Below are 20,927 nucleotides of genomic sequence, written 5' to 3'. Positions count from 1 at the left end.
ATGAGCCGCCCACAGGGGTGTCAAGAGTGCCGACCGGGTGTCAACTCGGCGGCAGATAAAGGGTCCAAACGCCTCATACGGACACGCACCTCAGGGCGTGGCGCGCCGCCCCACGGGATATGCGGTGTGATTACCACATGAGAGAGCGTTAAAACGATGGTCGACAGGTGACGCGATGTCATCCTCCCCGCGGCCGGAACGCGTTGGGTGGCATGGATCGGCGCGGACGGGACACCCGTACGCCAGACAGAGACAGAGGAGGCGCACGATGCCGATCACGTTCCGCAAGAGTTTCCGGATCCTGCCTGGGGTGCGGCTCAACATCAACCGCCGCTCCTGGTCCGTCACCACGGGCGGCGGCAAGCACGGGCCGCGCCACACGTCGAGCAGCACGGGACGCCAGACGACGTCGATGGACCTGCCGGGTCCGTTCGGCTGGCGCAAGACCACCAGGACCAAGAAGAGCTGACACGCGGGGCGGCGCGGAGACGCGGCGGAGACACACCCGTACGGCGGACCCCGGTGGCGGGGCGGGGCCGGGGCGGCGACCATCGGACATGCACCTGGTGCATCACTCCAACGGCCCACCCCGGCCCCGTTCCTATCTCACAGCTGATATAGCCTGCCTCTATGGCAGACGACTACCTCGCACGCATCGGCAAGCTCATCCGCGTCGCCCGGCAGCACAGGGGCTGGACCCAGACCCAGCTCGCCGAGGCACTGGCCACCAGCCAGAGCGCCGTGAACCGCATCGAGCGCGGCAACCAGAACATCAGCCTTGAGATGATCGCGCGCATCGGTGAGGCGCTCGACAGCGAGATCGTGTCGCTCGGGTACGCCGGACCGATGCATCTGCGGGTCGTCGGCGGGCGCCGGCTGTCCGGTGCCATCGACGTCAAGACGAGCAAGAACGCGTGTGTGGCGCTGCTCTGCGGTTCGCTGCTCAACAAGGGGCGTACGGTCCTGCGCCGGGTGGCCAGGATCGAGGAGGTCTTCCGGCTGCTGGAGGTGCTGAACTCCATCGGGGTGCGCACCCGCTGGATCAACGACGGCGTGGACCTGGAGATCGTGCCGGCCGCCGAGCTGGACATGGAGGCGATCGACGCCGAGGCGGCCCGCCGTACCCGCTCCATCATCATGTTCCTCGGCCCGCTGCTGCACCGCCTGGACACCTTCCGGCTGCCGTACGCCGGCGGCTGCGACCTCGGTACGCGCACGATCGAGCCGCACATGATCGCGCTGCGCCGCTTCGGCCTCGACATCGCCGCGACCGAGGGGCTCTACCACGCGCAGGTGGACCGTACGGTGGCGCCGGACCGCCCGATCGTCCTGACCGAGCGCGGTGACACGGTGACCGAGAACGCGCTGCTGGCCGCCGCCCGCCACGACGGCACGACCGTCATCCGCAACGCCTCGTCCAACTACATGGTCCAGGACCTGTGCTTCTTCCTGGAGGCGCTGGGGGTACGGGTAGACGGCATCGGTACGACGACCCTCACCGTGCACGGCACGCCGAACATCGACGTGGACGTCGACTACTCCCCCTCCGAGGACCCGGTCGAGGCGATGAGCCTGATCGCGGCGGCGGTGGTCACCGAGTCGCGGCTGACGATCCGCCGGGTGCCGATCGAGTTCCTGGAGATCGAGCTGGCGGTGCTGGAGGAGATGGGGCTCGACCACGACCGTACGACGGAGTACGCGGCGGACAACGGCCGTACCCGCCTGGTCGACCTGACCGTACGGCCTTCCAAGCTGGAGGCGCCGATCGACAAGATCCACCCGATGCCCTTCCCCGGCCTGAACATCGACAACGTGCCGTTCTTCGCGGCGATCGCGGCGGTGGCCCAGGGCAAGACGCTGATCCACGACTGGGTGTACGACAACCGCGCGATCTACCTCACGGACCTCAACCGCCTGGGCGGCCGCCTCCAACTCCTCGACCCGCACCGGGTCCTGGTAGAGGGCCCCACCCGCTGGCGCGCCGCAGAAATGATGTGCCCCCCGGCCCTGCGCCCCGCGGTGGTGGTCCTGCTGGCGATGATGGCGGCGGAGGGCACGTCGGTCCTGCGCAACGTCTACGTCATCAACCGGGGCTACGAGGACCTGGCGGAACGCCTCAACTCGGTGGGCGCGCAGATCGAGATCTTCAGGGACATCTGAGAAGTAACCCGTCTACTGTGCTGAGACGAGGAAGTAGTTGATGGCCACGTCGATGCCGAAGGCCGTCCCTGCCGGGAGTGTGCCGTCCGTCACTGACCCCATCGTGTTCAGGCGGCTGCACACGATCTCGCGTGCGGTGTCGGCCAGGTCGGTGGCGCTTCGCCCGCACAAGGAACGGGCTATCTCTGGGCCGTACTTGACCACTGGTGTGAGCTGGACGGGTGCGCTCGCCGGATGGGTCAGCAGCAGGAGAGCGAAGACTCGCGTGCGGCTGCCGCCGGCGGCACGAGCCTTGGCCAGGTCATCTGCCACGTATCGCATGTATTTGTCGACCGTTTGCCGGCCCTCCTGCGCAAAGTCGAAGGTGTAGGCGGCCTTCGTCTCCACCAGCGCCAGTGCTTCATGGGTGCTTTCGTCGAGGATCGCGAGGTCAGTGCGTGCGCGGTCCCCGTGGGGACTCCACTCGCGGGCAGCGATGCATCCCGGTAGGCCGGTGTGCAGGACCCACGCCATGCGGTCGCGGAGCGGGTGCTCCGGTTTCGACGTGAGAGCGAGGTAGGCGAGCTCGTTGGGAGCGAAGGACTCGCCTGCCTTGTGGAGCGCCCGCGTGAGCAGCTGGGCGGTGATGTCGACCATCCAAGTAGTGTCGCAACACAGCGCGGTCACGTCTGTCGGTCAGGCGAAGTCGGCCGTACGAGCGACCGGCGGCCCTGGTCGGTTCGGCCACCGTCGCCTTCTCCGGCCCGGCGGACGGGGTCAGGGGCGGAAGGTTTCCCGTAGGCGGTCGGGGGCTGCCTGTTTCCAGGAGTCGGTCAGGATGTCGCGCAGTTCGTCCGCGTCGTCCAGTGCGCCGAGTCGTACCCGTACCCACGCCGAACTCGCCTCGTGCGGCGGCACCCAGAACTTCTCCGGTTCGGCCGCGATCAGTTCCGTGCGCTCGTGCCGCGGGCAGCGGACCGCGAACGACGACTGGTCGTCGGGGATGGTGACGAACATCTTCCCCGCCACCCGGAACGTGGGCATGCGCCACGCCTCCTTCTCCACCGTTTCCGGGAGGGAGAGGGCGATACGGCGGACATCGTCGGCGTCGGTCACGGCGACCACTCTAGACGGACGGGACGGGCGGCGCGGCCGCCGGAAATTCACAGCTTCTTCGCGGAACGCGCGGACGCGCGCACGCGTCTTCCCCCTCGGCGCGGGGCCCTGGTGAAACATCGGGCCGGGTCCGGCGCGTCAATGAGCTGAGGGCCGGCGCAGAGAAGGGCTGTTCATGACCACGACCGGGGCCTGTCGTCCCGGCCGCGCCGCGAGCCGCGCGAAGCGCGGCCGTCGCGGGGCCATCGTCGGACCGCACGCGCCAACCCGACCGCACGCGTCAACCCGGCGGCCCGGCACGCCGGTTGCCCGGCCACGTACTCCCGTGAGGAATCCCGCAGGTATGCAGCACATACTCCGCCACGCCTGTCGCACGCCGCTCCCCGCCGGGGAGGTGGCAGCCAGATCTCGCGGTCGCTCCGGCGGACGCGAAGGAGCCCGCGCGTGACGTCGGAGCCGGAGGACGCGAAGGGCCGGCGCGGGGGCGCGCGCCGGAGACCGGCGGCGGGGCGGAGAGCGGGGCGGGGAGCGGGGCGGGGAGCGGGGCGGGCCGCGACCGCCGGGGCGTGGCAGCTCCTGTGGCGGATCGGTGAACGGGCCGCGCGGCTCCGGCGCCCCGACTATCCGCGGACGGGCCGCTCCGGGGTCCGCCGATGGCTGCCGTCGTGGCGTCAGTCCCTCTCCCTGTTCGGGTTGGCCCTCGCCGGCCTCAGTGGTTTTGTCGCCTACGCGTACGCCGAGACGCGCATCCCGGAGAAGCTCAACTCCTTCGCCACCCAGCAGGACAACGTCTACTACTGGGCGGACGGCACGGAGTTGGCGCGCAGCGGGTGGGTCCAGCGGCAGGAGATGCCGCTGTCGAAGGTTCCCGACCACGTCCGGGGAGCCGTACTGGCCGCCGAGAACGCGAACTTCTACTCGGACCCCGGGGTGTCCCTCTCGGGAATGGCCCGCGCCGTGGGCCGGATGATCACGGGCGGGGAGACCCAGGGCGGCTCGACCATCACCCAGCAGTACGTGAAGAACGCCTATCTGACTCATGATCAGACCGCGTCGAGGAAGTTCGACGAGCTGCTGCTCGCGGTCAAGGTCGACAACCGGCTGAGCAAGGACCAGATCCTGGAGGGCTACCTCAACACCAGTTGGTTCGGGCGGGGAACGTACGGCATCCAGCGCGCCGCCCAGGCCTATTACGGCAAGGAGGTGAGCGAACTCGACCCGAGCGAGGCGGCGTTCCTCGCCTCGCTCCTCAAGGGTGCTTCCCTGTACGACCCGGCGCTGGGCGCGAAGAGCCGGGCGCGGGCGCTGGACCGGTGGAGCTGGATCCTCGACCGCATGGTGACGACGGGGGTGCTCTCGGCGGAGCAGCGGGCCGCCTACACGCACTTCCCCGAACCCAAGGCCCCGCCCCGCACCTCCACCGAGAGCGGGCAGCCGGGCTATCTGGTCGGGCTGGCGAAGACGTACCTCCAGAAGGCCGGGAAGATCTCCGACGCCGCCTTCGACCTGGGCGGCTACCAGATCTACACCACGTTCGACCGGCGGCGCACGACGGCCCTCGCGAGCGCGGTGGGCGAGGTCCGGAAGGGCTTCGACCCGAAGAAGCCCAAGGACAGATACGCCCGCACCGGCGCCGCGTCCGTCGCGCCCGACGGGCGGATCCTCGCGGTGTACGGGGGTCCCGACTTCCTCACCCAGGGGTTCAACGAGGCCAACGCCGTGACGGTGCGGGCGGGTTCGGCGTTCACGCCGTTCGTGTACGCCGCCGCGCTGCGGGACGGGATACGGCGTGAGCGCGGCGCGCCCCGTACGCCGGTGTCCCCCGACTCCGTGTACGACGCCGACAACGATCTGCCCGTCCTCACCCCCGAGGGCCCGTACTGGGACCGCAACGGCAAGGTGGTGAAGGGGAAGAACGACGGCGGCCTGTCGTGGGGGCGGTTGAGTCTGCACGACGCGATGGCCCGGTCCGCGAACACCCCCTTCCTCCAGCTGGGGATGGACGTCGGACTCGACCGGGTGGCGCGGGCCGCCCAGGACGCCGGGCTGCTCGGCGCCGGTCTGGGACCGCGCGTCCCGGCCTTCTCCCTCGGCAACTCCACCCCGAGCGCGATCCGGATGGCGAGCGCGTACGGCACCTTCGCCGCGGGCGGTGTGCACGCGGAGCCGTACTCGGTGGTACGGGTGACCCGCAACGGCGAGCCGGTGAAGCTGGCCTCCCCCCGGAAGGACCGGGTGTTCGGCGCCGAGGTGAGCGGGCAGGTCACGGACGCCCTGCGGGCCGCGTACCAGAGGACCGCGGCCGCGTCCGGCGAGGAACCGGTGCCGGACACCGCCGGCAAGGTGGGCACCACCGAGGACCGCACGGCGGGCTGGTTCACCGGCTACACCGCCCGGGAGGCGACGGCCGTCGTCGTCTACCGGATGGATCTGAGGAATGTCACCCCGCTGCCCGTCACGGGCCTCGGCGGGGCCGAGGACGCCGATCTGACGTACCCGGGCCTGATCTGGTCCGACTACCTGAAGTCCGTTGCCGGGCGCGGGGAATGACGGGACGCCGTCCCCCGCGCAGCCGTGCCGAATCCCCCAGGAAGTGAAGGCCGCCGTGAGCCGCACCGACCGTAGCGACCGAACCGAGAGCCCGGACAACTCCGGGAGCCGCGGGAGCCGCCGGAGCCGTGACCGCGCCGCCCGGCGCGCGGCGCGGCCCCGCACCGCCTTCCGCGCCAAGGTGTTCCTCGGTGTGGTCCTGGCCTGCGCGGCGGCCGCCGCGGCGGCCCCGCTCGTCAGCGGTGGCTCCGCCGACTCCCCCGCCGCGCGGGCCGACGACGCCTCGCGCGCCGGGGCCCAGGCCGGTTCCGCGCCGGAGAACGGCAGGGGGAAGAAGGCCGGGGACGAGGACGAGTGGGACGGGAAGACCGAGGTGCTCGGGGACGGTTCCACCTCCTACACCGGCCCCCAGCCGGGCCAGTTGAAGCCCGAGCGCCTGGAACCCGGTGAAAAACCGCCCCAGTTCGTGGTGTTCTCCTGGGACGGCGCGCTCCAGGGCGACGACAAGCTGTTCTCCCGCTTCCGCCAGGTCGCGAAGGAGAGCGACGCGCACATGACCCTCTTCCTCACCGGCATCTACCTGCTGCCGGAGTCCAAGAGGCAGCTCTACAAGCCGCCGCGGCACGCGACGGGCGCGTCCGCCATCTCGTACCCGACCCCCCAGCACATCCGCGACACCCTGGACCAGCTCGGGAAGGCGTGGACCGAGGGCAACGAGATCGGCTCGCACTTCAACGGGCACTTCTGCGGCACGAAGGGCGGCGGCGACTGGTCGAGCGCCGAGTGGACGAGCGAGATCGACCAGGCGGTGTCCTTCGTCAAGAAGTGGAAGACGAACACCGGCTTCACCGATCTGCCACCCCTGCCCTTCGACCCGGACCGGGAGTTCACGGGCGGGCGCGCGCCGTGCCTGGAGGGGCAGAAGACCCTGCTGCCCGCCGCGAAGGGCGCCGGCTGGCGCTACGACGCCAGTTCGGCCGGGGACTTCCAGATCTGGCCCGCCAAGAAGAACGGGGTCTGGGACTTCCCGCTCCAGCTCCTGCCGTGGCCCCAGGGCGACTTCCAGGTGCTGTCCATGGACTTCAACCTGCTCTACAACCAGTCGGACGGCAGCACCGACGGCGATCCGGCGCAGTGGGCCACCTGGCGCCAGCAGGCCCAGGACGCCTATAAGAACGGCTTCGAGCGGGTCTACAACGGCAGCCGGGCCCCGCTGTTCATCGGCAACCACTTCGAGGAGTGGAACGGCGGCATCTACATGGACGCCGTGGAGAACGTCATGCGTGACGTGTGCCCGCGCGAGGGGGTGCGGTGTGTGTCCTTCCGTGAGCTGGCGGACTGGATGGACGCCCAGGACCCCGCTGTCCTGGCCCAGTTGAGGAATCTGGACCCGGCGCAGGAGCCGCTGTGGAAGTCGATCGTCCGCTGAGGCGGGTGAGGCGGGCGAGGCGGGTGAGGGGCGCCGCGAACGGACAGGCGCCCCGGGTCAGTCGGCGACCGGCCTGGGCTCGGGCCGCCCGCCGCGCGGGGCGGGCCGCCGGCCGGCCGGCTGCTGCGGCTCGGGGCGCTCCACCCGTTTCGGCACGTCCCGCGTCTGCGGTGACGTGGGCGAGACCGTCAGAGGCGTGCCGTAGTGGCTGATCTCCAGGGCCTCGCCGTCGGACTCCGGCATCGAGTACACCGCTTTCGACCCGCTGATCTCCACCCGCAGATGGCGTTTCTGGATCTGTACGTTGAAGGCGAGGCGGCTGAGCTGTTCGGGCAGCCGGGGGGCGAACGCGAGGGTGTCGCCGTGGTGGCGCATCCCGCCGAAGCCGGAGACGAGCGCGATCCAGGTGCCGGCCAGGGACGCGATGTGCAGACCGTCCCGGGTGTTGTGTTCCAGGTCGGCGAGGTCCATCAGCGCGGCCTCCCCCAAGTAGTCGTAGGCCAGCTGCACATGACCCGTCTCGGCGGCCATGACGGCCTGCGTGCAGGCCGACAGTGACGAGTCCCGTACGGTGATCGCCTCGTAGTAGGCGAAGTTGCGGGCCTTCTCCTCGGCGGTGAAGGCGGCGCCGCGCACGTGCAGGGCGAGCACCAGGTCCGCCTGCTTCACCACCTGCTTGCGGTAGAGGTCGAAGTACGGGAAGCGCAGCAGGAGGGGGTAGTCGTCCTCCCCCGTCGAGGCGAAGTCCCACATCTGGTGGGCGGTGAAGCCCGCCGACTGTTCGTGGACGCCCAGGTCCTGGTTGTACGGGAGGGCCATGCGGGTCGCCGCGTCGCGCCACGAGGCGCTCTCCTCGGTGTCCACGGAGAGCCGTACGGCGTCCTCCGGATACCGGTCGCAGGCGTCGGCGGCGGCGCGCAGGTTCTCCTGCGCCATCAGGTTCGTGTACGTGTTGTCGTCCGCGACGGCGCTGTACTCGTCGGGTCCCGTGACCCCGTCGATGTGGAACACGCCGGTGTGGTCGTGGTGGCCGAGCGAGCGCCACAACCGGGCGGTCTCGACCAGCAGTTCCACCCCGACCTCCCGGTCGAACATCTCGTCGTGGGAGGCGGCGGAGTAGCGCGCGACGGCGTCGGCGATGTCGGCGTTGATGTGGAAGGCGGCGGTCCCGGCCGGCCAGTAGCCCGAGCACTCACCGCCGTTGATGGTCCGCCAGGGGAACGCCGCCCCCTTCAGGCCCAGTTGGGCGGCCCGTTCCCGCGCGGCGGGCAGGGTGGAGAACCGCCATCTGAGGGCCTGGTCGACGGCCTTGGGGGCGGTGTAGGTCAGCGAGGGGAGGACGAAGCTCTCGGTGTCCCAGAAGCTGTGGCCGTCGTAGCCGGGGCCGGTCAGCCCCTTGGCGGGGATGGCCCGGCTCTCCGCGCGGGCGCCGGCCTGGAGCGTGTGGAACATCCCGAACCGTACGGCCTGCTGGATCTCGGTGTCCCCCTCCACCACGACGTCCGCCTGCCGCCAGAACCGGTCAAGGTAGGCGCGCTGCTCGGCGACCAGGCCCGCCCAGCCGGTCCCCATGGCGGCGGCGAGGGCGCCGTCCACCTGGTCGTGCACGGCGGGCAGCGAGCGGTTGCCCGACCAGCCGTACGCCACGAACTTCTCCAGCCGCAGCCGCTCGCCGGGGCCCACGTCGCCGGTGAAGGTGACCCGGCTCAGGTTGTCGCCGCTCTCGCAGAAGACACCGGTCTCGCGGGGCCCCTCCACGACGTGGTCGGCGGACGCGGCCACCCGCAGCCCGCTGCGCTCGGTGCGGTGCACCAGCCGCAGCCGCCGCCCGTCCGAGTAGTGCTCCTCGGGGACGAGGGGTGACTCCAGGGCGGCCGCCGCCCGGGGGTCCCCGCCGGCCGCCGGCAGCTGTTCGTTGGCGACCAGTTCCGACTGGAGGACGATGCTGACCTCGGCGCCGACCGCCTCGACCTCGAAGGCGATCGCGGCGATGGCCCGCTGGGTGAACGAGACGAGGCGCGTGGACCGTACCCGTACGGTACGGCCCGCCGGGGACGTCCACTCGACCGTGCGGTGCAGCAGCCCCGACCGCAGGTCGAGAACCCGTTCGTGGTGGCCCAGGCGGCCGTAGCGCAGGTCGAAGGGCTCGTCGTCCACCAACAGCCGGATGATCTTGCCGTTGATGGTGTTGATGACGGTCTGGCTGGACTCCGGGTAGCCGTAGCCGGCCTCCGCGTACGGCAGCGGGCGCAGCTCGTACACCCCGTTCAGGTACGTCCCCGGCAGGCCGTGCGGTTCGCCCTCGTCCAGGTTCCCGCGCCAGCCGACGTGCCCGTTGGAGAGGGCGAAGAGGGACTCGCTCTGCGGCAGGGCGTCCAGGTCGAGGGCCGTCTCGCGCAGGCACCACGGCTCGACGGCGTACAGCGGATGACTGATCACGCCCGCTCTCCCAACAGGTCGGCGAGGTCGTCCACGACGACGCTCGCGCCATGGCTCTTGAGGGCTTCGGCCTGGCCGGTGCGGTTCACGCCGATGACGAAGCCGAAGCCGCCGGTGCGGCCGGCGTCCATGCCGGCCAGGGCGTCCTCGAAGACGGCCGCGTGTTCCGGGGCGACGCCGAGGGCGCGGGCGGCGGCGAGGAAGGTGTCGGGGTGGGGCTTGCCCGCGAGGTGCTGCTCCTGGGCGACGCCCGCGTCGATCCGTACCTCGAACAGGTCCTCGATGCCGGCGCCGATCAGGACGTCACGGCAGTTGGCGCTGGACGAGACGACGGCGCGGTGGATCCCGGCGTCCTTGACGGCGCGGACGAACCGGACCGAGCCCGGGTACGCCTCGACGCCCTTGGTCCTGATGTCCTGGAGGAGGAGGTCGTTCTTCCGCTCGCCGAGACTGCGGACGGTGTCGCGGTCCGGCGGGTCGTCCGCGCTCCCCTCGGGCAGTTCGATCCCGCGCGAGGCGAGGAAGGAGCGGACCCCGTCGGCCCTGGGGAGGCCGTCCACGTACTCGTCGTAGTCGGCGACCTTGTCGAAGGGCCGGTAACCGGGCCCGTCCCGCCGTTCCAGGAAGCCGTCGAACGTGGTCTTCCAGGCGGTCGCGTGCAGGGCCGCGGTGGGTGTCAGGACGCCGTCGAGGTCGAAGAGGCACGCCTGGATGTGCGCGGGGATTCCGAGGTCGGGGGATTCTTCTCCGGTCATGGTCCTGCCCTTCACACGAATCACACGGATCATATGAATCACACGAAGCGATCACCCGCCGCGTCACCAGCCGGATCACCAGCCGTGTCACCAGTGAGGTCACCAGGCGTAAATGCGGGTGATGATCTCCTGCCGGGGCACCTCGTCGGGGCCCGGGTGGCTGACCATCACCGGTACGTCGCTGGGATCACGCCCTTCCACCCAGTCGAACCCCTCGGCGTGCCCTGTGGTCACGTGGGCCTCCCGCTTCCTGAGGACCTCCTCGCAGCGCCGCAGCTCCCCGGCGTCGGACGCCGTCCAGATCATGCACTGGAGCCCGATACCGCCGAGCGTGTGAGGAGCGTTGGATCCGAGGGCCCGCAGATACAGCTGACAGCCCGACGACGCGTCGACCATCAGGGCCGCCGTGGTGGTCCGCAGGGAGACCTCGAGCCCCAGCAGGTCGCGGTAGAAGCTCGCGGACTCGTCGAGGTCGAACACGTACAGCACGCAGGACGCCAGCTTCATGAGAACCAAGCTACGCCGGGCCCACCGGTCCCGCTCGACCCTTGCACCCGCTTATGCGCCCCTTATTCGGTTTCGGCGCGGAAGGAGCAGAATGAGGAGAGGACAGCCCCTTGGAGGCGCACGATGACCCGTACCCGCTCCCGCTACTCTCCGGACCGCGGGCTGACCACGCGCATGGTGACGACCATGTTCCTGATCGGTCTGCTCTATGTGGTCCTCGTGGGGGTCCTGATCGCGCTGCTGAAGGGCGCGTGGCCGATCATCCTGATCGTCGCGGGCGCCCTGTTCGTCGCGCAGTTCTGGTTCAGCGACCGCATAGCCGCCTTCGGGATGGGGGCGCACGAGGTCACCCCCGAGGAGGCTCCCGAGCTGCACGGTGCCATCGACCGGATCTGCGCGCTGGCCGACATGCCGAAGCCCCGGGTGGCCATCTCGCGCAGCGACATCCCGAACGCCTTCGCCACCGGCCGCAGCGAGCGCACGGCACTGGTGTGCGCCACCACCGGGCTGCTGCGCAGGCTGGAGCCCGAGGAGCTGGAGGGGGTGCTGGCGCACGAGATGTCGCACGTGGCGCACCGCGACGTGGCCGTCATGACCATCGCCTCGTTCCTGGGGGTGCTGGCCGGTGTCATCACCCGGATCGCGCTGTGGAGCGGGGTGAGCCGGAGCAGCCGTGACGCCGGCCCGGCCGGCCTGGCGATCATGCTGATCCCGCTGGCCAGCGCGGTGGTGTACGTGCTCGGCTTCCTGCTGACCCGGATGCTGTCCCGCTACCGCGAGCTGTCCGCCGACCGTACGGCCGCACTGCTCACCGGACGTCCCTCGGCCCTGGCCTCCGCCCTCACGAAGGTGAGCGGCACCATGGCGCGGATCCCGACGGAGGACCTGCGAAAGGCGGAGCCGTACAACGCGTTCTTCTTCGCTCCCGCCTTCTCCTCCAAGGCCAGCCTGGGGCGGCTGTTCTCGTCGCACCCGACGCTGGAACAGCGCCTGGAGCAGCTGGCCAGGATCTCGACCGAGCTGGCGCGGTGACTCCCGTACGCCGGTAGCTCGACCCCGGCAGCTCTCGTACGCCGGCAGCTTCTCGTACGCCGGTGGCTCTCGTATCCCCGCCGCCCGCACCCTTTGCCCGGAGGAGTTGGTCCCGTGGGTCTGCTCGACACCATCCTCGGCCGCAGCAAGCCGGTCCGCCCCGATCTCGACCAGCTCTTCGCCCTGCCGTCCGCCGCGATCACCCTCCAGGCGGGCGCCGGATTCACCCCCACCGGCCTCGGCTCCGTGTGTTTCGCGGGGGTCGAGGGCGGGAGCTTCGCCCGGGTCAGGGAGGACGTACGGGAGCTGCTGGACGCGGACGCCGGGCGGGACACCGGGCAGGGCGGCCACCCGGTGGAGTTCAGCCAGGACGGGTACGGCTACACGTGGCTGCTCGCCCGGCAGCCGGCCGACGACCTCGGCGCCCTGGTGAACGACCTCCACGCGGTGAACACGCTGCTCCAGGACGGCGGCTTCGGGCCGCAGCTGCTCTGTTCGCTGGTCGGCTTCAAGGACGCCGAGCAGCGGCCTCTCGCGCTGGTCTACCTGTACAAGCGCGGCACGTTCTACCCGTTCGCGCCGGTGCCCGGCGGCTCCGAGAAACGGGACAGCCAGCGGGAACTCCAGGTCAAGGCCGTGATCGGCGACGACCTGCGGATGGAGTCCGACCTGAGCCGGTGGTTCCCGGTCTGGGGCGCGCCGGGACTGGCCGTCAGCCCGTCCGGCGAGTGAGGACCAGAGGGGTGGTACGGGGGTGGGCGCGGGCGCCCGTGTCGGCGGCGGTCAGCGCCCGGTCCAGGAACCGCAGCCGGCTGCGGTTGCGCCGCCGCTCGCAGGTCGCCCAGCTGCCGAAGACGACCCCGAACAGCAGCATGAGCAGCGCCGTGGACCACAGCCCCTGGAGCGCCCACAGCGCCGGGGGCACCGCGAGGGCGGGGACGAGGACGGCGAACAGCCAGGGGTGACTCTCCAGCCTGTGCCGCCGGTGGGCCACCAGCCGGCGCAGGGCCGCGCGTTCGCGCGGGTCCCCGGGGATCCTGCCGCGTACCAGGTTGCGCTCGGCGTTTCTGCGCTCCAGCCACCGCTGTGTTCCGTACACGTCCACGCACTCCCCTCCGGGCACCGGTATGGATCGTGTCCTGCGGGTACCCCCGAAAAGCGCGGGTAGGCCCGGGTATGGGCCCGCGGTCCGCCGGCCCGGCGGCGGGGCGTCCGCCAAAGGTCCCGTCGCGGAAGAGCCGCAGGTCCCGCTCGCTGCGGCCCGGGGCCCCTTGTCCGGGCCTTCACGCTCCGTAAGGGTGGAACCAGAAGTGTTCCATGTCCCTCGATCGGACCTGTTGTCGTGTTCGAACCCACCGGCTCCACCTCGTGGCACATCGCGCTGCCGCACAGCGCGGCGGCCGTGCCCATGGCCCGTGCCCTGATCCGTACGGCACTTCTGGATCTGCGCGCCCCGGCCGACAGCGACGTGGCGGAACTGCTGACCGCGGAACTGGTCGCCAACGCGGTGAAGCACACGGAGGGTGACGGGATCGAACTGGTGGTGGAGCTGCTGCCGACCGGCTGCCAGGTGGAGGTGCACGACCGCGATCCCGCGCCGCCGTGCGACGACTCGCTGCCCTGGCCGCCCGTCGACCCCGATCCGTGGCCCGACCTGTGGTCGGAGAACGGGCGCGGCCTGCTGCTGATCAGCACGCTCAGCTCGGACTGCGGGCACCGCGTCACCGAGCGGGGCAAGGCGGTCTGGTTCACCCTGCCCGTGGACCAGCAGCCGGAGGTCCAGGTCCACGGGGCGGGCGGGCCGCGGGGGACGCCGGAGTGCCTGGAGCGGACAGCGGAGTGCCTGGCGGCGTGCGAGGAACCGACCTGCTCGGGCCGGTGAACCGTGCCGGGTCAGGACGATTCGTCCCCTCTCAGGACGCGTCCGCCAGCGTGGCGACCAGGACCGCCTTGATCGTGTGCAGCCGGTTCTCCGCCTCGTCGAAGACCACCGAGTGCTCCGATTCGAACACCTCGTCCGTCACCTCCAGCTCGGTGAGCCCGTGCCGCTCGTGGATCTCCTGCGCGATGCTCGTGCCCAGGTCGTGGAAGGCCGGGAGGCAGTGGAGGAACTTCACGTCCGGGTTGCCGGTCGCGCGCAGCACGTCCATGGTCACCGCGTACGGGCGCAGGGCCGTGATCCGTACGTCCCACACCTCCTTCGGCTCCCCCATCGACACCCATACGTCCGTGGCCACGAAGTCCGCGCCCGGCAGCCCCTCCGTGACGTCCTCGGTGAGGGTGAGCCGGGCTCCGCTGACCTCCGCGGCCTGCCGGGCGAGGGTGAGGATCTCGTCGGCCGGCCAGTACTCGCGGGGCGCGACGATCCGTACGTCCATCCCCAGCAGCGCGCCGGTGACGAGGTACGAGTTGCCCATGTTGAAGCGGGCGTCGCCGAGGTAGGCGAAGGCGATCTCGTGCAGGGGCTTGTCGCTGTGCTCGGTCATCGTGAGCACGTCCGCGAGCATCTGGGTGGGGTGCCAGTCGTCGGTGAGCCCGTTCAGGACGGGGACGCCCGCGTGCGCGGCCAGCTCCTCGACCGTCGCCTGGGCGTCCCCGCGGAACTCGATGGCGTCGTACATGCGGCCGAGGACCCGCGCGGTGTCCTTCGCCGACTCCTTCTGCCCGATGTGCGAGCCGGCCGGGTCGATGTACGTGGTGGAGGCGCCCTGGTCGGCCGCCGCCACCTCGAAGGCGCACCGGGTGCGCGTCGAGGACTTCTCGAAGATCAGCGCGATGTTCTTCCCGCGCAGGCGCTGGACCTCGGCACCCGCCTTCTTCGCGGCCTTCAGCTCGGCGGCGAGGGCGACCAGGCCGCGGAACTCGTCCGCCGTGAAGTCCAGCTCCTTGATGAAGTGGCGGCCTGCGAGGTGTATCGCCATGGGACTGCTCCTGAACGAGAAACGGGACGAGGCTGGAACACTAGAAGCTGGAACTATATACGAGGGGCCGTATTGCTATACGGCGGCTTGTTCGGGACCGCCTGGTCGGGACCGCCTGTTCGGGACCGCCCCGGACTCAGCCGACGGCGTCGCGCTGGATCGGGCAGCTCATGCAGCGCGGCCCGCCCCGCCCCCGCCCCAGCTCGCTGCCACGGATCTCGATCACCTCGATGCCCTCACGCCGCAGATAACTGTTGGTGGTGACGTTGCGTTCGTACGCGACCACCACACCCGGCTCGACCGCGAGCACGTTGCACCCGTCGTCCCACTGCTCGCGCGCCGCCGCGTGCACGTCCTGCACCGCCGTCAGCACCCGGATCCGGTCCAGCCCCAGCGCCGCCGCGATCGCCCGGTGCATGTGCTCCGGCGGATGGTCGGTGACCTTGAGCTCGTTGCCGCCGCTGCCCGGCTCGATGGTGTACGAGCGCAGCATGCCGAGGCCCGCGTACTGGGTGAAGGTGTCGGCGTCGACCATCGTCATCACCGTGTCGAGGTGCATGAACGCCCGGTGCTTGGGCATGTCCAGCGCCACGATCGTGGTGGCGGAGCCGGCCGCGAACAGGCCCCGGGCCAGCATCTCCACGGCCTGCGGGGTGGTGCGCTCGCTCATCCCGATCAGGACGGCTCCGTGGCCGAGGACCAGGACGTCCCCGCCCTCGATCGTGGACGGGTAGTCGTCCTGACCCTCCGACCAGTGGTGGAAGGGCCCTGCCGCCGGGTCGGTGAAGAGCGGATGGTGCTTGTAGATCGCTTCAAAGTGCACGGTCTCGCGCTGCCGGGCCGGCCAGCGCATGGCGTTGATGGACACCCCGTCGTAGATCCAGGCCGAGGTGTCCCGGGTGAACAGGTGGTTGGGCAGCGGGTCGAGGAGGAAGTCGTCCGGCTCCATGACATGGAACCGGACCGACGTCGGCTCGGCGTGCCGCTCCAGGAACTCCCGCTTGGTCATCCCGCCGACCAGCGCCTCCACCAGCTCCGGCGTCGGCAGCCCGTCGAAGACCGCCCGGAGGTGGTCGGTGGCGAGCGGGCCGTACTCCTTCTCGTCGAAGACCCGGTCCAGGACGAGCCGCCGGGCGGGCGGCAGCTCCAGGGACTCGCGGAGCAGGTCCCCGAAGAGGTGCACCTCCACCCCGCGCTCGCGCAGCACCGCCGCGAAACCGTCGTGCTCCTCCTGGGCCCGGCGGACCCACAGGACGTCGTCGAAGAGCAGCGCGTCCTTGTTGCCCGGGGTCAGGCGCTTCAGCTCCAGATCGGGGCGGTGCAGTATGACGCGGCGCAGCCGCCCGGTTTCGGAGTCGACGTGGAATCCCATGTCCCCATCCTCACCGCACGACGCGCCGTTCACGCGAAGAACGCACCACCGTCCGCCGAATCGCGGGCCATGTCACAACCCCGGCCAGGTCACAACCGGGGGTCCACCGGTTCCGACTCCAGTGCCAGTACGGCGAAGACCGCTTCGTGGACGCGCCACAGCGGCTCCCCCTCGGCGAGCCGGTCCAGGGCCTCCAGACCGAGGGCGTACTCCCGCAGCGCCAGCGACCGCTTGTGGCCGAGGAACCGGTTCCGCAGCCGGGCCAGGTTCTCCGGGCGCGTGTACTCGGGGCCGTAGATGATCCGCAGGTACTCCCGGCCGCGCACCTTGATGCCCGGCTGGACGACCCGCCCCTTGTCGTCCCTGGCGAGGGCCTGGAGCGGCTTGACGACCATGCCCTCGCCGCCGCGCTCCGTCATCTCCAGCCACCAGTCGGTGCCCGAGCGGACCGAGTCCTCGTCGCCCGTGTCCACGATCAGCCGCCGGGTGACCTGGAGCAGGCCCGTGGGGTCGTGCTCCACCAGCCGGTCCAGCCAGGCGAGCTGCTGGTCGTGGGGGACGGCGGCGAGGCTGCGGCCCCGTACCGCGAGCAGCTGGAACGGCGCGAGCCGCGCACCCTCCAGGCCGTCCGTGGTCCAGCAGTAGCGGCGGTACGCCTCCGTGAACGCGGCCGCGTCGACGGCCCGTTCGCGCTGGGCCGCCAGCAGTCCCGCCGCGTCGACGCCCCGGGCCACGGCGGCCTCCAGCGCCTCGGTGACCGCCGGGAAGGCGGCGCCGGCGGCGGCGCCCACCGCCGCGTACTGGGTACGGAGCAGTCCCGTGGCCTTGAGCGACCACGGCATCAGCTCGGCGTCCAGCAGCAGCCAGTCCGTGTCGAGTTCCCGCCACAGCCCGGCGGCGGTGACGGCGGTGCGCAGCCGCTCCAGGGCCTCCTCGGTGACCCCGGGGTCGTCGAAGAAGGGCCGTCCGGTACGGGTGTGGAGCGCGCCGGTCGGTCCGCGCACGCCGAAGCGCGCCTCGGCGGCGGCCGCGTCGCGGCAGACCAGGGCGACCGCGCGGGAGCCCATGTGCTTCTCCTCGCACACGACGCGGGTGACCCCGTCGGAGCGGTACTGCGCGAAGGCCTCGGCCGGGTGTTCCAGGTACCCCTCCTCGTCCGACGTCGCGGTGGGCGACATCGTGGGTGGGAGGTAGCCGAGCAGGCGGGGGTCGACGGCGAAGCGGCTCATGACCTCCAGGGCGGCCGCCGCGTTCTCCTCCCGTACCGCGAGCCGCCCCATGAGGCGCGTCTCCACGATCCGCTTGCCGTGCACGTCGGCGAGGTCGAGCGGCCGGCCCTCCCGGCCGCCCGGCGCCTCGGTGACGAGCGGCTTGGCCGGTTCGTACCAGACCCGCTCGGCCGGTACGTCGACCAGCTCGCGCTCGGGCCAGCGCAGCGCGGTCATCTTCCCGCCGAAGACCGCGCCGGTGTCCAGGCAGATGGTGTTGTTGATCCACGAGGTGTTCGGCACGGGGGTGTGGCCGTAGACGACCGCCGCGCGGCCCCGGTAGTCCTCGGCCCAGGGGTAGCGCACGGGCAGGCCGAACTCGTCGGTCTCGCCGGTGGTGTCGCCGTACAGCGCGTGCGAGCGCACCCGGCCCGACGTGCGGCCGTGGTACTTCTCGGGGAGCCCCGCGTGGCAGACGACCAGCTTGCCGCCGTCCAGGACGTAATGACTGACCAGACCGTCGATGAACCGCCGCACCTCGGCGCGGAACGTGTCGTCCTCCCGCTCCAGCTGCTCGATCGTCTCGGCGAGTCCGTGGGTGTGCTGGACGTTGCGCCCCTTGAGCCAGCGGCCGAGCTTGTTCTCGTGGTTGCCGGGGACGCAGAGCGCGTCGCCGGACGCGACCATGCCCATGACGCGGCGCAGCACGCCGGGGCTGTCGGGGCCCCGGTCGACGAGGTCGCCGACAAAGACGGCCGTACGCCCTTCGGGGTGGTGGCCTTCCACGTAACCGAGGGTGGTGAGCAGGGTGTCCAGCTCGGAGCGGCAGCCGTGGATGTCACCGATGATGTCGAAGGGTCCTGTGAGGTGCCTGAGGTCGTTGTAACGGCGTTCGAGGACCACCTCGGCGTCCGCCGCCTCCTGCTCGCTCCGCAGGTGGTGCACCTTGCGGAAGCCCTCGCGTTCGAGGCCGCGCAGCGAGCGGCGGAGTTCGCTCCGGTGCCGCTTGATCACGTGGCGGGGCATGCCGGCGCGGTCCGGGCGGTCGGCGTTGCGCGCGGCGCAGACCTCTTCGGGCAGGTCGAGGACGATCGCGATGGGCAGCACGTCGTGCTCCCTGGCGATCCGTACGAGCTGGCGGCGGCTCTCCTGCTGGACGTTGGTGGCGTTCCCTGTCAAGTTCTTCTGTTCAGAGTCACTTCAAGGCTGGACGAGAGCCAAGAGACTACTGGAGCGCCGCCTGGAGCCGAGTGAGAGTCGACTCGCCCTGGGCGGTCTTGGGTGTCGCGAAGTAAGTCCTTGAAACGGCATCCCGTTTAGTCCCGTAGAGCCCGGCTGTCAGTACTGAGTGGAAGACTGCCAGGCATGATCGAACCGAATCCGAAAGCGGATCTTCTCCGATACCTGCAAGACGGGCGTGACGCCCTGTTATGGAAGCTCAACGGGCTCTCGGAATACGACATCCGCCGCCCGATGACTCCCACGGGCACGAATCTCCTGGGGTTGGTCAAACATATCGCCAGTGTGGAATTGGGGTACTTCGGCGACACTTTCGGGCGGCCGTTCTTCGACGAGGAACCGCCGCCCTGATGGTACACGGAGGACGCAGAACCCAACGCAGACATGTGGGCCACTGGCGACGAGTCGCGCGAAGAGATCATCGGGCTGTATCGCCAAGCGTGGGATCACTCAAACAGCACGATCGCGACGCTGGCGCTCGACGCGATCGGGCACGTCCCGTGGTGGCCGGTGGAACGGCGAGAGGTGACGCTGCACCACATCCTGGTGCGCGTGATCTCCGATACTCAGCGGCGTGCCGGCCACGCCGACATCGTGCGCGAGCTCATTGACGGGTCCGTCGGGTACTTGCAGGGCAACGACAACATGCCACCCGGTGACCAAGCATGGTGGGAGGACCATCGGCGCAGAGTGGAGCGCGTGGCGCGAGAAGTCGGCAACAGCTGATCTCGCCCTGCTGCCGCCGACCCCGCCGCCTGTGGGGTCGGCCACGCGTCGTCGCTTACCACGCCGAAGGGCTCGTCGTGCCAGCGCCAACTGGCGGTGCCGTCGTTGTGGATGTGCAGCATGAACTCGCTGCCCGGCTTGCCGACGGGAGCGCCTCCACCTTGGCATCCTCCTGCTGCCGGCGGTGCGGCATGAATCGAGCCTGGTACCGGGGGATATCCCCCATCCCTATCCTGGGGTGCACCGGATCGTCTCCGCCCGGGGGCGGACCTAGCGTTTGGCCATGACTTCGATCTCACGCACGCGCCTCGCATTGATACTGGCTACCGCCATGCTGCTCGCCGCCGAGGGGGCCACCGCCGTAGCCCGGCCTGCGGATTTCTCCGCCGCAGACCAGTTGCGCCGGGACACCGAGGCGATCCACGCCCTCGGTATCAGCGGCGTGCAGGCCCGCGCGATCGCACCTGACGGTCGGCAATCGGTCGCCACCAGCGGCACGGCCGACCTGCGCACCGGCCACCCTGTCTCCTCCGACGGATACTTCCGCATGGCCAGCACTGCCAAGACGCTGGTCGCCACCGTAGTCCTCCAACTGGAGGCTGAGGGCAGACTGTCCCTGGACGACACGGTCGACCACTGGCTGCCAGGAGTAGTGCGAGGTGACGGCAACGACGGCAGCCGGATCACGATCCGCCAACTGCTCCAGCACACCAGCGGCATCTCCGACGACGGCATGCCCGGATATACCACGCCGGAGGAGTACTACCAGCAGCGCCACGACGTCTACCGCCCCGAGCAGCTGGTCGCCCGTGCCATGGCCCACGCGCCGGACTTCCCGCCCGGCGAGGACGAGAACTGGAAGTACTCCAACACCGGCTACGTCGTGCTCGGCATGATCATCCAGAAGGCCACCGGTCACCCCGCCCACCAGGAGATCGAAGGCCGCGTCCTGCGCCCGCTCGGCCTCGACCAGACCCGGTGGACCGGCACCTCCTCCTCACTGCCCCGGCCACATGCCCAGGGCTACCAACTCTTCGGCCCCGGCTCCCTGGTGAACGTCACCGATCAGGTCGCGGTGGACCACGAGACCTCGTTCGCGACGACCACGCGGGATGAGAACCGCCTCCTCCGCGCGCTGCTCTCGGGCCGCCTGCTGCCGCCGCGGCAGCTCGCCGAGATGAAGCAGACCGTTTCCGTGAGCGCGGACGTCCAGCAACTGTGGCCCGGCGGCCGATACGGGCTCGGCCTGGTAGAACGTCCCCTGACCTGCGGAGGAACCTACTGGAGCCACGAGGGCGGGGACGGCGGCTACATCACCCTCAACGGCGTCACCGACGACGGCCGTCGGAGCGCCGTGGTCTCCATGTCCGAGGCACGCGGCGACACCCCGGAACACATACTGGCCCAGGAGAACGCCGCCAGCACCCTGATCGACAACGCGCTGTGCGCCGGGGGCCGCGGCACCTCGTGAGCCAAGGCGTCCGGGCGGCCCGT

Annotated in this window: 16 protein-coding genes and 2 pseudogenes; 9 read left to right on the top strand and 9 right to left on the bottom strand. The window is 70.5% G+C overall.

The features are described from left to right. Positions 1 to 268: 268 nt before the first annotated feature. Both ACIODU_RS17030 and ACIODU_RS17025 read left to right on the top strand, forming a co-directional pair. Positions 269 to 469 carry a DUF4236 domain-containing protein gene (locus ACIODU_RS17030; RefSeq protein WP_356431086.1) on the top strand — a complete coding sequence of 67 codons (201 nt, stop codon included), beginning with the start codon at positions 269 to 271 and terminating at the stop codon, positions 467 to 469. A 161-nt stretch (positions 470 to 630) separates the two neighbouring features. Beyond that, positions 631 to 2,160 (top strand): UDP-N-acetylglucosamine 1-carboxyvinyltransferase, encoded by a 1,530-nt coding sequence (locus ACIODU_RS17025; RefSeq protein ID WP_356431088.1) that lies wholly within the window; start codon positions 631 to 633, stop codon positions 2,158 to 2,160. 12 nt (positions 2,161 to 2,172) lie between these two features. Here ACIODU_RS17025 and ACIODU_RS17020 read toward each other — a convergent pair whose 3' ends face one another. Both ACIODU_RS17020 and ACIODU_RS17015 read right to left on the bottom strand, forming a co-directional pair. Beyond that, positions 2,173 to 2,796 (bottom strand): hypothetical protein, encoded by a 624-nt coding sequence (locus tag ACIODU_RS17020; RefSeq protein WP_401768230.1) that lies wholly within the window; start codon positions 2,794 to 2,796, stop codon positions 2,173 to 2,175. A gap of 120 nt (positions 2,797 to 2,916) precedes the next feature. Continuing rightward, on the bottom strand, positions 2,917 to 3,255 hold the full coding sequence (locus ACIODU_RS17015; RefSeq protein WP_356423788.1) for an MmcQ/YjbR family DNA-binding protein: 339 nt from the start codon (positions 3,253 to 3,255) through the stop codon (positions 2,917 to 2,919). Between the two features lie 444 nt (positions 3,256 to 3,699). Between ACIODU_RS17015 and ACIODU_RS17010 the strand changes: the two genes are divergently transcribed. Together ACIODU_RS17010 and ACIODU_RS17005 are read left to right on the top strand one after the other, a co-directional pair. Next, positions 3,700 to 5,805, top strand: coding sequence for a transglycosylase domain-containing protein (locus tag ACIODU_RS17010; protein ID WP_401768228.1), 2,106 nt, complete (start codon positions 3,700 to 3,702; stop codon positions 5,803 to 5,805). Between the two features lie 55 nt (positions 5,806 to 5,860). After that, positions 5,861 to 7,234, top strand: coding sequence for a hypothetical protein (locus ACIODU_RS17005; protein ID WP_401768226.1), 1,374 nt, complete (start codon positions 5,861 to 5,863; stop codon positions 7,232 to 7,234). Positions 7,235 to 7,291: 57 nt separating this feature from the next. Here ACIODU_RS17005 and ACIODU_RS17000 read toward each other — a convergent pair whose 3' ends face one another. The 3 genes from ACIODU_RS17000 to ACIODU_RS16990 form a co-directional block, all read right to left on the bottom strand. Next, positions 7,292 to 9,673 carry a glycoside hydrolase family 65 protein gene (locus ACIODU_RS17000; protein ID WP_401768224.1) on the bottom strand — a complete coding sequence of 794 codons (2,382 nt, stop codon included), beginning with the start codon at positions 9,671 to 9,673 and terminating at the stop codon, positions 7,292 to 7,294. Next, positions 9,670 to 10,428, bottom strand: coding sequence for an HAD family hydrolase (locus ACIODU_RS16995; protein ID WP_401768223.1), 759 nt, complete (start codon positions 10,426 to 10,428; stop codon positions 9,670 to 9,672). The genes ACIODU_RS17000 and ACIODU_RS16995 overlap by 4 nt, the downstream gene beginning before the upstream one ends. A gap of 99 nt (positions 10,429 to 10,527) precedes the next feature. Then, positions 10,528 to 10,935: a VOC family protein gene (locus ACIODU_RS16990; protein ID WP_356423777.1), complete on the bottom strand. Its 408-nt coding sequence runs from the start codon at positions 10,933 to 10,935 to the stop codon at positions 10,528 to 10,530. Positions 10,936 to 11,058: 123 nt separating this feature from the next. On the opposite strand from ACIODU_RS16990, the gene htpX reads away from it, so the two are divergent. Next, a complete protein-coding gene (htpX, locus tag ACIODU_RS16985) occupies positions 11,059 to 11,967 on the top strand; it encodes a zinc metalloprotease HtpX (RefSeq protein ID WP_161313111.1) in 909 nt (302 codons plus the stop codon). Between the two features lie 114 nt (positions 11,968 to 12,081). Further along, entirely contained in the window at positions 12,082 to 12,699 is a 618-nt protein-coding gene (locus ACIODU_RS16980) for a hypothetical protein (RefSeq protein WP_356423771.1), read from the top strand. Here the strand turns inward: ACIODU_RS16980 and ACIODU_RS16975 are convergent. Next, entirely contained in the window at positions 12,680 to 13,072 is a 393-nt protein-coding gene (locus ACIODU_RS16975; protein ID WP_356423768.1) for a hypothetical protein, read from the bottom strand. The two genes, ACIODU_RS16980 and ACIODU_RS16975, sit on opposite strands and share 20 nt — an antisense overlap. A gap of 237 nt (positions 13,073 to 13,309) precedes the next feature. Between ACIODU_RS16975 and ACIODU_RS16970 the strand changes: the two are divergent. Next, positions 13,310 to 13,755 (top strand): annotated as a pseudogene (locus ACIODU_RS16970) (ATP-binding protein); the annotation flags it as partial. A 125-nt stretch (positions 13,756 to 13,880) separates the two neighbouring features. Here the strand turns inward: ACIODU_RS16970 and argF are convergent. From argF to ACIODU_RS16955, 3 genes are all read right to left on the bottom strand, one after another. Next, a complete protein-coding gene (gene argF / locus ACIODU_RS16965) occupies positions 13,881 to 14,888 on the bottom strand; it encodes an ornithine carbamoyltransferase (protein WP_161313114.1) in 1,008 nt (335 codons plus the stop codon). 136 nt (positions 14,889 to 15,024) lie between these two features. After that, positions 15,025 to 16,260, bottom strand: coding sequence for an arginine deiminase (locus tag ACIODU_RS16960; protein ID WP_356423759.1), 1,236 nt, complete (start codon positions 16,258 to 16,260; stop codon positions 15,025 to 15,027). A gap of 89 nt (positions 16,261 to 16,349) precedes the next feature. Further along, on the bottom strand, positions 16,350 to 18,647 hold the full coding sequence (locus tag ACIODU_RS16955) for a polynucleotide kinase-phosphatase (protein ID WP_401768220.1): 2,298 nt from the start codon (positions 18,645 to 18,647) through the stop codon (positions 16,350 to 16,352). Between the two features lie 186 nt (positions 18,648 to 18,833). On the opposite strand from ACIODU_RS16955, the pseudogene ACIODU_RS16950 reads away from it, so the two are divergent. Further along, positions 18,834 to 19,433, top strand: a pseudogene (locus ACIODU_RS16950) (DinB family protein). A 283-nt stretch (positions 19,434 to 19,716) separates the two neighbouring features. Next, the gene (locus ACIODU_RS16945; protein WP_401768218.1) at positions 19,717 to 20,904 is read left to right on the top strand and encodes a serine hydrolase domain-containing protein; all 1,188 of its coding nucleotides are present in this window, start codon (positions 19,717 to 19,719) and stop codon (positions 20,902 to 20,904) included. Positions 20,905 to 20,927 lie beyond the last annotated feature (23 nt).

The organism is Streptomyces sp. NPDC088261 (assembly GCF_044740805.1).
In the GTDB taxonomy this organism is placed as follows: Bacteria; Actinomycetota; Actinomycetes; order Streptomycetales; family Streptomycetaceae; genus Streptomyces.
This window is presented reverse-complemented; position numbering and strand designations above follow the sequence as displayed.

What these genes read in the sequence shown, in the direction of transcription:
- argF (WP_161313114.1), bottom strand. Translation starts at nt 14,888, where the DNA reads ATGGCGATACACCTCGCAGGCCGCCACTTCATCAAGGAGCTGGACTTC.
- ACIODU_RS16995 (WP_401768223.1), bottom strand. Translation starts at nt 10,428, where the DNA reads ATGACCGGAGAAGAATCCCCCGACCTCGGAATCCCCGCGCACATCCAG.
- ACIODU_RS16960 (WP_356423759.1), bottom strand. Translation starts at nt 16,260, where the DNA reads ATGGGATTCCACGTCGACTCCGAAACCGGGCGGCTGCGCCGCGTCATA.
- ACIODU_RS17020 (WP_401768230.1), bottom strand. Translation starts at nt 2,796, where the DNA reads ATGGTCGACATCACCGCCCAGCTGCTCACGCGGGCGCTCCACAAGGCA.
- ACIODU_RS17025 (WP_356431088.1), top strand. Translation starts at nt 631, where the DNA reads ATGGCAGACGACTACCTCGCACGCATCGGCAAGCTCATCCGCGTCGCC.
- ACIODU_RS17030 (WP_356431086.1), top strand. Translation starts at nt 269, where the DNA reads ATGCCGATCACGTTCCGCAAGAGTTTCCGGATCCTGCCTGGGGTGCGG.
- ACIODU_RS16945 (WP_401768218.1), top strand. Translation starts at nt 19,717, where the DNA reads ATGACTTCGATCTCACGCACGCGCCTCGCATTGATACTGGCTACCGCC.
- htpX (WP_161313111.1), top strand. Translation starts at nt 11,059, where the DNA reads ATGACCCGTACCCGCTCCCGCTACTCTCCGGACCGCGGGCTGACCACG.
- ACIODU_RS16990 (WP_356423777.1), bottom strand. Translation starts at nt 10,935, where the DNA reads ATGAAGCTGGCGTCCTGCGTGCTGTACGTGTTCGACCTCGACGAGTCC.